General features: G+C 68.4%; 12 protein-coding genes. 10 read left to right on the top strand and 2 right to left on the bottom strand.

The genetic code is table 11. The annotated features are described in order from the left end of the window. The first annotated feature begins 47 nt into the window (after positions 1–47). Entirely contained in the window at positions 48–452 is a 405-nt protein-coding gene (fur, locus tag AAD027_RS09365) for a ferric iron uptake transcriptional regulator (protein ID WP_341725751.1), read from the top strand. 223 nt (positions 453–675) lie between these two features. On the opposite strand, the gene recN is transcribed toward fur, so the two are convergent. Then, the gene (recN, locus tag AAD027_RS09360; protein WP_341725750.1) at positions 676–2,343 is read right to left on the bottom strand and encodes a DNA repair protein RecN; all 1,668 of its coding nucleotides are present in this window, start codon (positions 2,341–2,343) and stop codon (positions 676–678) included. 93 nt (positions 2,344–2,436) lie between these two features. On the opposite strand from recN, the gene hrcA reads away from it, so the two are divergent. The 4 genes from hrcA to dnaJ all read left to right on the top strand — a co-directional run bounded on the left by hrcA (position 2,437) and on the right by dnaJ (position 7,314). Beyond that, positions 2,437–3,486 (top strand): heat-inducible transcriptional repressor HrcA, encoded by a 1,050-nt coding sequence (hrcA, locus tag AAD027_RS09355; protein ID WP_341725749.1) that lies wholly within the window; start codon positions 2,437–2,439, stop codon positions 3,484–3,486. A gap of 41 nt (positions 3,487–3,527) precedes the next feature. Then, positions 3,528–4,046: a nucleotide exchange factor GrpE gene (gene grpE / locus AAD027_RS09350; protein ID WP_341725748.1), complete on the top strand. Its 519-nt coding sequence runs from the start codon at positions 3,528–3,530 to the stop codon at positions 4,044–4,046. Positions 4,047–4,154: 108 nt separating this feature from the next. Beyond that, complete coding sequence (dnaK, locus tag AAD027_RS09345) at positions 4,155–6,077, top strand: molecular chaperone DnaK (RefSeq protein WP_341725747.1); 1,923 nt, start codon at positions 4,155–4,157, stop codon at positions 6,075–6,077. Between the two features lie 121 nt (positions 6,078–6,198). Next, positions 6,199–7,314 (top strand): molecular chaperone DnaJ, encoded by a 1,116-nt coding sequence (gene dnaJ, locus AAD027_RS09340; protein ID WP_341725746.1) that lies wholly within the window; start codon positions 6,199–6,201, stop codon positions 7,312–7,314. 25 nt (positions 7,315–7,339) lie between these two features. Here the strand turns inward: dnaJ and AAD027_RS09335 are convergent, their stop codons facing one another. Beyond that, positions 7,340–8,188: a glutathione S-transferase N-terminal domain-containing protein gene (locus AAD027_RS09335; protein WP_341725745.1), complete on the bottom strand. Its 849-nt coding sequence runs from the start codon at positions 8,186–8,188 to the stop codon at positions 7,340–7,342. Positions 8,189–8,423: 235 nt separating this feature from the next. Between AAD027_RS09335 and AAD027_RS09330 the strand changes: the two genes are divergently transcribed. From AAD027_RS09330 to AAD027_RS09310, 5 genes are all read left to right on the top strand, one after another. After that, positions 8,424–10,295, top strand: a complete 1,872-nt coding sequence (locus AAD027_RS09330) for a DUF3857 domain-containing transglutaminase family protein (RefSeq protein WP_341725744.1) — start codon at positions 8,424–8,426, stop codon at positions 10,293–10,295. 39 nt (positions 10,296–10,334) lie between these two features. Continuing rightward, positions 10,335–11,456, top strand: a complete 1,122-nt coding sequence (locus tag AAD027_RS09325) for a prephenate dehydrogenase (RefSeq protein WP_341725743.1) — start codon at positions 10,335–10,337, stop codon at positions 11,454–11,456. Between the two features lie 250 nt (positions 11,457–11,706). Next, positions 11,707–12,426 carry a 4-hydroxy-tetrahydrodipicolinate reductase gene (gene dapB, locus AAD027_RS09320; protein WP_341725742.1) on the top strand — a complete coding sequence of 240 codons (720 nt, stop codon included), beginning with the start codon at positions 11,707–11,709 and terminating at the stop codon, positions 12,424–12,426. 348 nt (positions 12,427–12,774) lie between these two features. Continuing rightward, complete coding sequence (carA, locus tag AAD027_RS09315; protein WP_341725741.1) at positions 12,775–13,905, top strand: glutamine-hydrolyzing carbamoyl-phosphate synthase small subunit; 1,131 nt, start codon at positions 12,775–12,777, stop codon at positions 13,903–13,905. After that, complete coding sequence (locus AAD027_RS09310; RefSeq protein ID WP_341725740.1) at positions 13,902–14,333, top strand: hypothetical protein; 432 nt, start codon at positions 13,902–13,904, stop codon at positions 14,331–14,333. The genes carA and AAD027_RS09310 overlap by 4 nt, the downstream gene beginning before the upstream one ends. The last annotated feature ends 9 nt before the right edge of the window (positions 14,334–14,342 follow it).

The following is a 14,342-nucleotide window of genomic DNA, read 5'->3' as shown; positions in this document are numbered from 1 at the left end:
CCGGGCTTCAGGCAGCTGGCGCTAAACCGAGAGTGAACGGAGACGCCATGGAATCGCAGGATCTACGCAAAGTCGGCCTCAAGGTCACCCATCCGCGCATGCGGATACTGGAGCTGCTGGAGCAGAAGACCGCCCGGCACCACCTGAGCGCCGAAGACATCTACCGCCAGTTGCTGGAGCACGGCGACGAGATCGGGCTGGCGACGGTGTACCGCGTGCTGACCCAGTTCGAGGCCGCCGGCCTGGTGCTGAAGCACAACTTCGAGGGCGGCCAGGCGGTGTACGAACTCGACCGTGGCGGCCACCACGACCATATGGTCGACGTGGATACGGGCAAGATCATCGAGTTCGAAAGCGCCGAAATCGAAAAGCTGCAGCGCGATATCGCCGCCAAGCACGGCTACGAGCTGGAAGAGCACTCGCTGGTGTTATACGTGCGCAAGAAGCGCTGAGGCGTCGATTCTCGCGGATTCGAAATTGTGTCCCGGGTTTGTCAAGGCGGCATCCGTGGCGATGAAGGCGCTTGGTGCCGAGCGATGAAACTCTTGCGGCGCTTCGCCCTCACCCCTTGCCCTCTCCCGGAGGGGGAGGGAGAGGGGGAGTTGGTGCCATGCGGGTTCGGCTTCGGATCGTTGAGCAGCAGGCTTGGGATTTTGGATGTTTCCTGGCCGTGGTTCATAGGGCGTTGGCCAGCAGCCGCTTGGCGGCCGCATGGGCTTCCTTGCTGACTTCCACGCCTCCCAGCATGCGCGCCAGTTCTTCCTCGCGCTGCTTCGCGCTCAATTTCTCCACCGCGCTCTGGGTCATACCGTCCACCGGCGCCTTGCTGACGCGGTAGTGCGCGTGGCCCTGCGCGGCGACCTGCGGCAGGTGGGTCACGCACAGCACCTGCCGCTGCGCGCCCAGCGCGCGCAGCTTCTGGCCGACGATCTCGGCGACGGCGCCGCCGATGCCGGTGTCCACTTCGTCGAACACCATCGTCGGCACCGCGTCCAGCCCCAGCGCGGCGACTTCGATGGCCAGCGAGATGCGCGCCAGTTCGCCGCCGGAGGCCACCTTGCGCAGCGGACGCGGCGGCTGGCCGGCGTTGGCCGAGACCAGGAACTCCACCCGTTCCGCGCCCGACGGATCGGGGCGCTCGCCGTCCTGCGGTTCCAGCGCTACCTCGAAGCGGCCACCGCCCATGCCCAGCTCGGCGATCAGCGCCGTGGTGGTCTCCCCCAGGGCCTTGGCGGCGCGCTGGCGGCTTCGGGTCAGCGCGGCGGCGGCCGTGCGCCATTGCGCGCGCGCAGCGTCGATCCCGTCGTTGAGCTTGAGCAGGCGCTCGCCGGCGCCGCGCAACGATTCCAGTTCGGCCGCGATGCGGTCGTGCTGTTCCTGAAGCCCGTCCAGCGGCACCCGGTGCTTGCGGGCCAGGTCGTGGATGCGGGCAAGCCGGCGTTCCAGTTCGTCGAACTGGGCGGGTTCGGCGTCCAGGTCGTCGCGCACCTGGCCCAGCAGGGCCAGGGCTTCCTCGAGCTGGATGCCGGCGCCTTCCAGCAGCGTGTCCACATCGCGCAGGCGTGGTTCGTGTTCGACCTGGCGGGCCAGGTCGGCGCGGGTCTGTTGCAATTGGCGGGCCAGCGACGGGCCGTCGTCGTCGGCCAGCTGCGCCAGCGCGGTGTCGCAGGCCTGGATCAGGCTGGTGGCGTGCGCCTGCCGGCGGTGGCTGGCGACGAGGTTGTCCAGCGCGGCGGGGGCAAGGTCTTCGCGCTGCAGTTCGCCCAGTTGGTGTTCCAGGTAGTTGATGCGGTCGGACACGTCGCCCTGGCCGGACAGCTGCTCGCGCTCGCGCAGCAGCGCGCCCCAGTGCTGCGCGGCCGCCCGCACGGCGGCGAGCGGGGCGTGGTTGCGGGCGAAGGCATCCAGCAGGTCCAGTTGGCTGGCGCGGGCCAGCAGGGCCTGGTGCTCGTGCTGGCCGTGGATCTCGACCAGCCGCGCGGCCAGCTCGGACAACTGGGTCAGGGTCACGCTGCGGCCGTTGATCCACGCGCGCGAACCGCCGTCGGCGCGGATCACCCGGCGCAGCTGGCACTGGCCTTCGTCGTCCAGCTCGTTCTCGGTCAGCCAGGCTTGGGCGGGCGAGTCCGGGGCGGGGTGGAACTCCGCCGACAGCTCGGCGCGTTCGGCGCCGTGGCGCACCACGCCGCTGTCCGCGCGCAGGCCGGACAGGAAGCCCAGCGCGTCCACCAGCAGCGACTTGCCCGCGCCGGTTTCGCCGGAAATGACGGTCATGCCGTCGCCGAATTCCAGTTCGGCGGCGCGGACGACGGCGAAATCCTTGATGGCGAGGTGTCTGAGCATGGGGGCGGATTGTAATGCGTGCCGGCTCAGGTTCTGCGACACGGCGGGCCGGCCGCGCTTGCAAAGCCGCTGGCGCACCGTTATCTAACAGGGATGAATACCCCGTCGCCCAGCCTCGATCCGCGTGCCCGCCAACTGCTGCGCGCGCTGATCTCGCGCTATATCCGCGACGGCGAACCGGTCGGCTCGCAGACGCTGGCGCGCCACGCCGGCCTGGAAGTCAGCCCGGCCACCATCCGCAACATCCTGGCCGAGCTGGAGGAAGTGGGGCTGCTCAGTTCCCCGCACACCTCCGCCGGGCGCATCCCCACGGCGCAGGGCTACCGCGTGTTCGTGGACAGTCTGGTACAAGTGAAATCGCTGGGCGACAGCGAAGTGGCCCGGCTGCGCTCGGAACTGCCCAGCGGCGCCGGCACGCAGGCCCTGCTGGGCAACGCCTCGGAACTGCTGTCGGCGATGACCCATTTCGTCGGCGTGGTCAGCGTGCCCAAGCGCGAGCAGTTCGCGTTCCGCTACATCGACTTCGTGCCGCTGGACGGCAAGCGGGTGATGGCCATCCTGGTCTTCGCCGACAACGACGTGCAGAACCGGGTCATCGAGACGCGCCGGGGCTACGACCGTTCCGAACTGGAACGCATCGCCAACTACCTGAACACCCATTTCGCCGGCCGCCCGCTGGCGGAGATCCGCGCCAGCCTGCTGCGCGACCTGCGCAAGGCGCAGATCGAGATGGAGGGCCTGCTGGCCGAATCCATCGAGCTGGCCGAGCAGGCGCTGACCCCGCCGAACGACGACGTGGTGCTGGCCGGGCAGACCCGGCTGATGGGCGTGCACGAACTTTCCGACCTGGAGCGCCTGCGCGAGCTGTTCGAGGCCTTCGCCCGCAAGCGCGAGATCCTGCAACTGCTGGAACGCACGATCCGCGCCCCGGGCGTGCGGATCTTCATCGGCGAGGAGACCGGTCTGGCCCCGCACGATGGCGTTTCGGTGGTCACCGCGCCGTACATGGCGGGCGGGCAGGTGCTGGGCGTGCTGGGCGTGATCGGCCCCACCCGGATGGCCTACGACCGGGTGATCCCGGTGGTGCAGGCGGCCGCGGATGTGCTGGGCGCGGCCTTGAATCCGGAAACGCCGGCCCCATAGGTTGGGGCTGGGCGGCCGGACTTGCCGCCACGGAACCCGACATGAACCAACACGACCACGATTCCGACCTGGACCAGGGCAATGAGCCCCAGGATGCCGAAAACCCGCTGATCGCCGAACTGGAAACCCTCCGCAACGAGGTGGACCAGCTGCGCGCGGCCTCACTGCTGGAGCGCGCCGACCTGGACAACCAGCGCAAGCGCGTGGCCCGCGACATCGAGCAGGCCCGCAAGTTCGCCAACGAACGCCTGCTGGGCGACCTGCTGCCGGTCTTCGACAGCCTGGACGCCGGGCTGGCCGCCGCCGGCAGCGAACCCAGCCCGCTGCGCGACGGCCTGGAGCTGACCTTCAAGCAGTTGCTGAAGGTGGCCGGCGACAACGGCCTGACCGTGCTGGACCCGACCGGCGAGGCCTTCAACCCGGAACACCACCAGGCCATCAGCCAGACCGACGCCCCCGGCGCCGACCCGGGCAGCGTGGTGCAGGTGTTCCAGAAGGGCTACCTGCTCAACGGCCGCCTGCTGCGCCCGGCGCTGGTCGTGGTGGCCAGGCACGACTGAACGACCCTGCGGCGGCGCTTGAACGGCGCCATCGCACCCCTATATCGGGACCATCAACCCGGCCGATGGCCGGCCAACACCAGAATTTGCTAGGGAGCGAAATCCACCATGGGCAAGATCATCGGCATCGACCTGGGCACGACCAACTCGTGCGTGGCGATCATGGACGGCGGCAAGGCCCGCGTCATCGAGAACTCGGAAGGCGACCGCACCACGCCCTCCATCGTCGCCTACACCAAGGACGGCGAAGTGCTGGTGGGCGCCTCGGCCAAGCGCCAGGCGGTCACCAACCCCAAGAACACCTTCTACGCGGTGAAGCGCCTGATCGGCCGCAAGTTCACCGACGCCGAGGTGAAGAAGGACCTCGACCTGGTGCCCTACGGCATCGTCGCGCACGACAACGGCGACGCCTGGGTGCAGACCAGCGACGGCAAGAAGATGGCGCCGCAGGAAATCTCCGCGCGCGTGCTGGAGAAGATGAAGAAGACGGCCGAGGCCTTCCTGGGCGAGACCGTCACCGAGGCGGTCATCACCGTGCCGGCCTACTTCAACGACAGCCAGCGCCAGGCCACCAAGGACGCCGGCAAGATCGCCGGCCTGGACGTCAAGCGCATCATCAACGAACCCACCGCGGCCGCGCTGGCCTACGGTCTGGACAAGGGCGACGCGCAGGACCGCAAGATCGTGGTCTACGACCTGGGCGGCGGCACCTTCGACGTGTCGATCATCGAGATCGCCAACGTCGACGGCGAGAAGCAGTTCGAAGTGCTGGCCACCAACGGCGACACCTTCCTGGGCGGCGAAGACTTCGACAAGCGCGTCATCGACTACCTGGTGGAAGAGTTCCAGAAGGACCAGGGCATCGACCTGCGCAAGGATCCGCTGGCCCTGCAGCGCCTGAAGGACGCGGCCGAGCGCGCCAAGATCGAGCTGTCCAGCTCGCAGCAGACCGAGGTGAACCTGCCGTACGTCACCGCCGACGCCTCCGGTCCCAAGCACCTCAACATCAAGCTGACCCGCGCCAAGCTGGAAGCGCTGGTGGAAGACCTGGTGAAGAAGACCATCGAGCCGTGCCGCATCGCGTTGAACGACGCCGGCCTGCGCGCCAGCGACATCGGCGAGGTGATCCTGGTCGGCGGCCAGACCCGCATGCCGAAGGTGCAGCAGGCGGTCGCCGAGTTCTTCGGCAAGGACCCGCGCAAGGACGTCAACCCGGACGAAGCCGTGGCATTGGGCGCCGCGATCCAGGGCGGCGTGCTGGCCGGCGACGTCAAGGACGTGCTGCTGCTGGACGTGACCCCGCTGTCGCTGGGCATCGAGACCCTGGGCGGCGTGTTCACCAAGATCATCGAGAAGAACACCACCATCCCGACCAAGGCCTCGCAGACCTTCAGCACCGCCGAGGACAACCAGTCCGCGGTGACCGTGCACGTGCTGCAGGGCGAGCGCGAACAGGCCCGCTTCAACAAGTCGCTGGCCAAGTTCGACCTGTCCGGCATCGAGCCGGCGCCGCGCGGCCTGCCGCAGGTGGAGGTGTCCTTCGACATCGACGCCAACGGCATCCTGCACGTGTCGGCCAAGGACAAGAAGACCAACAAGGAACAGAAGGTCGAGATCAAGGCCGGTTCGGGCCTGTCCGAGGAAGAGATCCAGCGCATGGTGCAGGACGCCGAGGCGCACCGCGAGGAAGACAAGAAGTTCCAGGAACTGGTGCAGGCGCGCAACCAGGCCGACGGCCTGCTGCACGCCACCCGCAGCGCGATTACCGAGCACGGCAGCAAGGTGCCGGGCGACGTGATCGGCCGCGTGGAGGCCGCCATCGCCGACCTGGATATCGCGATGAAGGGCGACGACAAGGCGCAGATCGAGGCCAAGGCCAAGGCGCTGGAAGAAGCCGCCCAGTCGCTGTACGCCGCGGCCGCCGCCTCGGAACAGCCCGGCGCCGACGCCGGCCAGGGCAACGCCCCGGCCGACGACGTGGTGGACGCGGAATTCACCGAGGTGAAGGACGATAAGAGCCGGGATGCGTGATTCGGGATTCGGGATTCGGAAGAGCGGGACTTCGGTTCCGCTCTTGTCCGTGTCAATCCCGGCCTACCGCGATGCTCCTGCCTTTGCCAACCCCTAATCCCGAATCTCCAATCCCGGCTCCATGAAACGCGACTACTACGAAGTCCTGGGCGTGGCCCGCGACGCCAGCGACGATGACCTGAAGAAGGCCTATCGCCGCTGCGCGATGAAGCACCATCCCGACCGCAATCCGGGCGATGCGGCGGCGGAGGCGGCGTTCAAGGAATGCAAGGAAGCCTACGAAGTGCTGTCCGACGGCGCCAAGCGGCGCGCCTACGACACCCACGGCCATGCGGCGTTCGAGCACGGCATGGGCGGTGGCGGCCACGGCGCGCCCGACATGGGCGACATCTTCGGCGACATCTTCGGCAACATCTTCGGCGGTGGCGGCGCGCGCGCGGCGCGCCGTGGCGCCGACGTCGGCTACGTGATGGAGCTGGACCTGGAAGAAGCCGTCGCCGGCGTCGAGAAGCGCATCGACATCCCCACCCTGGTCGCCTGCGAACCCTGCAAGGGCTCGGGTTCGGAAGACGGCAAGGTGGAGACCTGCACCACCTGCGGCGGGCGCGGCAACGTGCGCATGCAGCGCGGCATCTTCGCCATGCAGCAGACGTGCCCGTCGTGCGGCGGCCGCGGCCAGACCATCCGCAATCCCTGCACGCACTGCCATGGGGCGGGGCGGGTGGAGGAAGAGAAAGTCCTGTCGGTCAAGATTCCCGCCGGCGTGGACAACGGCGACCGCATCCGCCTGACCGGCGAGGGCGAGGCCGGCCCGCCCGGCACGCCGCCGGGCGACCTGTACGTGGAAGTGCGCGTGCGCGAACACGACATCTTCCAGCGCGACGGCGACGACCTGCACTGCGAAGTGCCGATCCGCATCTCGCAGGCGGCGCTGGGCGATACCGTGCGCGTGCCCACGCTCAACGGCGACGCCGAGATCCGCATTCCGGCCGAAACCCAGACCGGCAAGCTGTTCCGCCTGCGCGGCAAGGGCGTCAGGTCGGTGCGCAGCCGCAGCGAGGGCGACCTGTACTGCCGCGTGGTGGTGGAAACGCCGGTCAACCTGACTACCGAGCAGCGCGAGTTGCTGGAGAAGTTCGAGGCCACCTTCATCGGCGAGGAAGCGCGCAAGCACTCGCCCAAGTCGGCCACCTTCCTGGACGGCGTCAAGGGCTTCTGGGACCGGATGACGTCCTGATCCCCGGCATATGGGCCGGGCCGCTTCACGAAGCGGCCGCCGAGGCCGGTTCGCGTCGCGGCTCGCGCCACCAGGAAGGCGAAACCCCAGGGTCGGCCAACAGTCTTTCGCGCCATGCCAGCAGGTCGGCGAATTCGTCGGCCAATGCGGCATCGGTCCAGCAGCGTTGGCTGGCCGCTCCCAGCGCGCAGCCCTGCGCACGTGGCCGCACCATCTCCAGCAGGGTCGCGGCCACCATGTCGGCATAGGAAAAGCGCCCGAGCAGGAAGCCGCCGCCGTGCGCCTGCACGCGTTCACGCGCTTCGGTGAGGGCGCGGCGCATCGCTCCGGGTTGCGCCAGATGGGCGTACTTGCGTTGCAGGCGCGCGATGGCGTCGCGGGCGACGGGGCGTAGCGCGGGAGCCAGCATCGAGGGCAGCACGGTGGGCAGGGATTCGGTTAATGCGTCCCGGTCCTGTTCCAGTGCGGCCAGCAGGCGCGCGCGTCCCTCCGCGAGGCCCGCGTCCGCGCGCGTGTTCCATCCGGAAATGCGCGCCAGTTCCCCCAACCGGCCATCGCCGGTGCAGGCGTCCGCGTGGCAGGTGATGTCCCAACTGCCCCGCAGTACGCGATCGGGCAGTAGCAGGACCGGCACCGATACCGCCCCCCGCCATTGCCGCAGTTCCCAGCGCAGGCGCGGTTCGCTCAGGGTGGGCGTGTACTCGCGATAGCCGTGCGAGATGCCGCCGTATTCCAGCGCCCAGCGCGCCTTCTGCGTCCAGGGCGAGAAGGCTTCCCCGACCAGGCAGGCATTGCGGCGCGCGGATGATCGCGTGGACGCCGCTTCCTGCGCCCGCATCATGGCGGTAGCGTCGTGCGAACTGGCTGTGGTCATGGTGTCGTCCACGGACGCGGGTGTGGACCGATCATATCCATCGGCCTTGCATGGCGATGTGCAGTCGCGGCGGTTTACCTGCGGAGGATCCGCCATGGCCGGGCCGACGGGGCGCCCGGGGACGCTTCGTGCCGCGACCGCACTGTGGCATCCTCGGCGGGCCCCGCGGCCCGGCCACGAGCGCTTCGTCGGGGACTTCAATCAATCGGATCGGGACGCAGGAGGCTGAGGGGATATGGTGCGCAGGGGAGCGATGTGGAGCGTGATGGTCGGTTGCATCGCCGCGTTGCCGGCGATGGCGGCGGACGATCGGCCTCTCCAGGTAGAGCGGGAGATCACGACCTACGTGGTCAATGCCGACGGCAGTTTCACGCAGACGCAGGAAACGGCGATCAAGGTGTTGAAGGCGGTGGCGCTGGAGGCGGCCAAGGATGCTTCCGTGACCTACAGCACCAGCATCCAGGAGGCGGAGGTGGTCAGCGCCTATACGTTGAAGGCCGATGGCCGGCGCATCGATGTGCCGGCGAGCAACTACCAGCTCAGCAGCAGTTCCGGACGCGACGGGGATTCGCCCATCTATTCGGACCAAACCACGCTTACCGTGGTGTTTCCCGAACTCGCGGAAGGGGATACCACGGTATTCGCCTATCGGCTGACCGCGCGGCAGCCGATGTTCCCCGGCCACTTCTCGCTGATCCGCAACTACAGCCCGGCCAATTACTACGGCGACGTGCAGGTCATGATCGACACTCCGGCCGATCTGCAGGCGACCTGGCGCAACTGGCAGTTGGAGGAGCAGCCGGCGCGCACGGAAAACGGGCGCAGGATCGTCGCCTGGCGGTGGCGCAATCGCGAACCGGTGAGCCGCGAAAGCCTCCGCGACACGGTGTTCAACGCCGAGCGCTATCCCGGCTACGCATTCTCGACGTTCGCCAGCTATGCCGCCATCGCCGGGGCCTACGGCGGTCCCGCCAATGCCAAGGCCGTGCCCACGCCACGCATACGCAAGCTGGCCGCGGAGATCGCCGGCGACAGCAAGGCGCCGCGGGAAGTCGCGCGCAAGCTTTACGAATGGGTGTCCACGCAGATCACCTATGCCGGCAACTGCATCGGCCTGGGCGCCGTGGTGCCGCGCGACCTGGACGTGGTGCTCGACAACAGAATGGGCGATTGCAAGGACCACGCCACGCTGTTGCAGGCCCTGTTGGCGGCCAAGGGCATCAAGAGCACGCAGGCGCTGATCAATGCCGGCGGAACGTACACCCTGCCGGACATTCCCGTCGCATCGGTGGTCAATCACGTCATCACCTACATTCCCAGCCTGGACCTGTATGCCGATTCGACCGCGGCCACCGTCCCGTTCGGCAGCCTGCCCGATGGCGCCGCCGGCAAGCCGGTGCTGCTGGTGGAGGGGCACCACGAGGGCGCGAAGACGCCTTCGCTGCTGGCGGGGCAGGATTGGCAGAAGATGAAGACCACGCTGCGCATCCAGCCGGACGGTTCGATCAAGGGCACTCTGCGTCTCGAACTGAGTGGCCGCGTGGCGGTGGGCGCGCGCAGCCAGTTCCGCAACCTGCCCGCATCGGAAGCGGACAAGCTGGTGCGGAACTACTTCCGCGGCAACGGCTTGCGCGCCAGTGGCAGCGTGCGCTACGACGATCCGGTGCCGCTGCTGGATACCTTTAATCTGGACGCCGACTTCGATGTCGCGGAAATGCTCCCGGTGTCGGGCGGATTCCAGGTGCAACCCTGGTTCATCAGCATGGCTCCGGTGTCCTCGTTGGTCGCTTCGCATCTGGGCGATCCCGACCAGCCGGCGGGCGAGAGCAGTTGCGGCGCGTTCCATTCGGATGAGGAGTACTCCTTCGAGTTCCCCGCTTCGATGCGCATCGCATCGTTGCCCGCCGACACCGCCATCGAGGAAGGCACGGTGTCCTATGCCGCGACCTATCGGCAGGACGGTAGCCGCGTGCACGTGCGACGCACGTTGGACGACCGCACGCCCGGGCCGGTCTGCAGCGCGGAGTACAATGAAGGCTATTCCCGCGTCATGCACCGGATCATGCCCGACCTGCGGTCGCAGGTGGTCTACCTGTCCGGGCAGTAGCGCGGTCAGGTCGTCGTCGGCCCGGATGCGCCGACCGGAATGGGCTCTTCCACCGTGCGAACTCCCCTCATCGGCATCGTCGGCAGCGCCGGCGCCTACGGGCGCTGGCTGCGCCGTTTCTTCCACGAACGGATGGGGCTGGAGGTCATCGGGCATGATCCCGCGGACCGCGATTCGATCGATGAGACCGAACTGGCGCGGCGTGCCGACGTGCTGGTGTTCTCCGCGCCGATCCGCCACACCGCTGCGCTGATCGAGCGATATGTCGGACTGGTTGCGGGCAGCGAGCCGGGCAAGCTGTGGCTGGACATCACTTCGGTCAAGGCCGCGCCGGTCGCGGCCATGTTGCGTTCGAAGGCGGAGGTGGTGGGCCTGCACCCGATGACCGCACCGCCCAAGTCGCCGACGCTGAAGGGCAGGGTGATGGTGGTGTGCGAGGCGAGGCTGGACGCCTGGCGGCCATGGGTGTCGGATCTGCTGGAGGCACTGGAAGCCGAGTGCGTGCGCGCCACGCCCGACCAGCACGACCGCATCATGGCGCTGGTGCAGGCGATGGTGCATGCCGCCCATCTTGCCCAGGCCGGCGTGTTGCGTGGCCAGGCGGGCGAGGTGGGCGACCTGGCCGCGCTGCTGCCGTTCCGTTCGGCTTCGTTCGAGATGGATGCGGCGATCATCGCGCGCATCCTGTCGCTCAATCCGGCGATCTACGAGGACATCCAGTTCGGCAATCCCTACGCGCAGGAGACACTGCAGGCGCTCGGGCGGCAGATCGCGCGCATGGCCGCGCTGGTGGGCGAGGGCAGCGACGCCGCCCGCGCGGCGTTCCGCCGGGAATTCCTGCAGGCCAACCGCGATGCGCTGGGCACGCAGGCGCTGGCGGACGGCAACTACAGCTACGAGCGGCTGGGCTACCTGCTGGCCGATCTGGCCGGCCAGCATGCGCTGAGCGTGCACCTGCCGGAGGACCGTCCAGGTTCGCTGCGGGCGCTGCTGCACGTGTTCGAGCGGCATGGCGTCAGCCTGTCGTCGATCCATTCTTCGCGCACCCCGGAGGGCGAAGTGCATTTCCGCATCGGCTTCGACGGCGCAGTCGATCCCGGGGCGCTGGCCAGGGTGGTCGACGAGATCGGTCGCAGCGGCATCGGGCGCGTGCTGCCATGAGCGTATCGGAGATGCAGACCACCGCCGTACTGACTGGCTAGGCAACGGATTCAGGTCCCGCCCTGGACGCCCGAGACTGTGGGAGAAGCTTCAGCCGCGACGACGCGTCATGGCGACACTCTGAATCCAACGGTCCACCTTGCGGACGCGATGCGGCGCGTTCATCGTTGCGCGCCATAGACTGCTATCGCGCTGCGGTCGCGGCTGAAGCCGCTCCTACAAGAGCGTGGGAGTCGGCTACCATGCCGTCATGGCCACGACCCCCACGCGTCTTCTCATCCATGGTGCCTCCGGCCGCATGGGCCAGGCATTGCTGCGGCTGGCGGCCGGGCAGCCCGAACAATTCCAGGCCGTGGCCGCGGTGACCCGGCGCTCGCCCGCGCAGCGCGTGGTCGAAGGCGTGCCGCATTTCGCGGCCAGCGAACTGGCCGGCGTGCCGGCCTTCGACGTGGCCATCGATTTCAGCCTGCCGGAAGGCTTCGACCCGATCCTGGCGTTGTGCGTGGAGCGAGGCGTGCCGCTGGTCTCGGGCACCACCGGCATCTCGCCCGCGCAGCAGCAGGCGCTGGAGCAGGCCGCCGCCCGCATCCCGCTGGTCTGGGCCACCAACTTCAGCCTGGGCGTGGCGGTGCTGGCGGAACTGGTGGAGCGTGCCGCCGGTGCGTTGGCGGGCTGGGACGTGGACATCGTGGAGTCGCACCACATCCACAAGAAGGACGCACCCTCAGGCACCGCGCTGACGTTGGGGCAGGCCGCCGGCAGCGCGGGCGCCGACGTCCACTACGCCAGCCTGCGCGCCGGCGACATCGTCGGGGAACACACGGTGCAGTTCGCCGGCATCGGCGAGCGTATCGAGCTGACCCATCGGGCGACGCACCGGGACATCTTCGTCCGCGGCGCGCTGCATGTCGCCCAGCGCCTGGCCGGCCGCGCGCCGGGCCTGTACCGCGTCCGCGACCTGCTGGATTGATGCCTCTGTAGGAGCGGCTTCAGCCGCGACCGCGCCTCGATGGCAATCCGTGGCGCAGGATGACGAACGCGCCGCAGCGCGCCCGGAGGGTGAACAGCCCTTTCCAGCGCATACGGTCTCTTGTCGCGGCTGAAGCCGCTCCTACAGCGTGGAAACCTGAACACGCGACGTTGGCGGACGCTCCGTCCGCCCGGCGGGCGCAAAAAAACGGTGGCGCTGAACAGGCCATCCCCGTACAATTCCCGCTCGCCTGTTACCCACCGCCCCGGACCGGAGAAATACCGCGTTCGCGGTTTCTTGCAGCCGCAAGACGGAGGGGCAGGGTTCCTCCACCCCAAGGCGAACCCCGTGACTCGACCCGCAATCCTCGTTCTCGAAGACGGCACCGTATTCGAGGGCGAATCCGTAGGCGCAGACGGCCTTTCGGTCGGTGAAGTGGTGTTCAACACCGCGATGACCGGTTACCAGGAAATCCTGACCGACCCGTCCTACGCTCGCCAACTGGTCACCCTGACCTACCCCCATATCGGCAACACCGGTTGCACCGAGCAGGACGACGAAGCCGCCCAGGTGTGGTGCGCCGGCCTGATCGTGCGCGACGTGCCGCGCCGCCCCAGCAACTGGCGCAGCCAGCAGCCGCTGCCGGAATGGCTGCTGGCGCGCGGCATCGTCGCCATCGCCGGCATCGACACCCGCAAGCTGACCCGCCTCCTGCGCGACCGTGGCGCCCAGAACGGCGCGCTGGTGGCCGGCAACGACATCGACGTAGAGAAGGCGCTGGAAGCCGCGCGCAAGTTCCCCGGCCTGAAGGGCATGGACCTGGCCAAGGTGGTCACCACCGACAAGGCCTATCCGTGGCGCGATGGCCGGATCGACCTGGATACCGGCGCGCCGGTGCAGGCCGAGGCGAAGTTCAAAGTCGTGGCCTACGACTTCGGCGTGAAGCACAACATCCTGCGCATGCTGGCCGAACGCGGTTGCGACGTGACCGTGGTGCCCGCGCAGACGCCGGCCGCCGATGCGCTGGCGCTGAAGCCCGATGGCGTGTTCCTGTCCAACGGCCCCGGCGACCCGGAACCCTGCGACTACGCGATCGATGCGATCCGCGAATTCGTGGCTAAGAAGATCCCCACCTTCGGCATCTGCCTGGGCCACCAGTTGCTGGCGCTGGCCGCCGGTGCCAAGACCATGAAGATGGGCCACGGCCACCATGGCGCCAACCACCCGGTGCAGGACCTCGACAGCGGCCGCGTCATGATCACCTCGCAGAACCACGGTTTCGCGGTGGATGAAACCAGCCTGCCGGCCAACGTGCGGGTGATCCACCGCTCGCTGTTCGACGGTACCAACCAGGGCATCGAACTCACCGACGCCCCCGCGTTCTCGTTCCAGGGGCACCCGGAAGCCTCTCCCGGCCCGCATGATGTGGCGCCGTTGTTCGACCGCTTCGTGGCATCGATGGAGCGGGCGCGCGCATGACGTGGCTCCGCCTCGCGCGGCGCTGGCGTTGGCTGGCCTTCGCAGGGGCGGCACTGTCGATCTATCCGGCGAGCGTGCTCGGCACCGTGTACTGGCAAACCCAGCACAGCGCACTCGAGGGAGGCCGCAATGGTCCGCGCGATGCCTACCGGCACACGCTGGCCAGCGCAATCGTCGCCTACACGCTGGCCCCCGGTGTGGTGGACATGGTCACCACCGTCATGGAAGGCGACGGCAGTGCCAGTGCGGCCAGGGCCATGGATGCGCAGAACAACCGTATCGGTGCCCGGATAGGGGCCACTGCGGGAAGCTGGGACGAACTGCTCCGGCGCGTGCGCGTATCGGTGGCGGAGGGCGCAGTCGACGCCGAAGATCCCGAACAATCCACCTGGTTGCCGGCCGATACCTGGGCCGAGCGACTCTACTGAGTTGAAGCA

The sequence above is a fragment of the Pseudoxanthomonas putridarboris genome (assembly GCF_038321125.1).
Classification (GTDB): Bacteria; Pseudomonadota; Gammaproteobacteria; order Xanthomonadales; family Xanthomonadaceae; genus Pseudoxanthomonas_A; species Pseudoxanthomonas_A putridarboris.
The sequence above is the reverse complement of the archived record's forward strand: the minus strand, read 5'-3'. Positions and strand labels throughout refer to the sequence as shown.

What these genes read in the sequence shown, in the direction of transcription:
- dnaK (WP_341725747.1), top strand. Translation starts at nt 4,155, where the DNA reads ATGGGCAAGATCATCGGCATCGACCTGGGCACGACCAACTCGTGCGTG.
- grpE (WP_341725748.1), top strand. Translation starts at nt 3,528, where the DNA reads ATGAACCAACACGACCACGATTCCGACCTGGACCAGGGCAATGAGCCC.
- AAD027_RS09310 (WP_341725740.1), top strand. Translation starts at nt 13,902, where the DNA reads ATGACGTGGCTCCGCCTCGCGCGGCGCTGGCGTTGGCTGGCCTTCGCA.
- AAD027_RS09335 (WP_341725745.1), bottom strand. Translation starts at nt 8,188, where the DNA reads ATGACCACAGCCAGTTCGCACGACGCTACCGCCATGATGCGGGCGCAG.
- dapB (WP_341725742.1), top strand. Translation starts at nt 11,707, where the DNA reads ATGGCCACGACCCCCACGCGTCTTCTCATCCATGGTGCCTCCGGCCGC.
- AAD027_RS09325 (WP_341725743.1), top strand. Translation starts at nt 10,335, where the DNA reads ATGGGCTCTTCCACCGTGCGAACTCCCCTCATCGGCATCGTCGGCAGC.
- dnaJ (WP_341725746.1), top strand. Translation starts at nt 6,199, where the DNA reads ATGAAACGCGACTACTACGAAGTCCTGGGCGTGGCCCGCGACGCCAGC.
- AAD027_RS09330 (WP_341725744.1), top strand. Translation starts at nt 8,424, where the DNA reads ATGGTGCGCAGGGGAGCGATGTGGAGCGTGATGGTCGGTTGCATCGCC.
- hrcA (WP_341725749.1), top strand. Translation starts at nt 2,437, where the DNA reads ATGAATACCCCGTCGCCCAGCCTCGATCCGCGTGCCCGCCAACTGCTG.
- recN (WP_341725750.1), bottom strand. Translation starts at nt 2,343, where the DNA reads ATGCTCAGACACCTCGCCATCAAGGATTTCGCCGTCGTCCGCGCCGCC.
- fur (WP_341725751.1), top strand. Translation starts at nt 48, where the DNA reads ATGGAATCGCAGGATCTACGCAAAGTCGGCCTCAAGGTCACCCATCCG.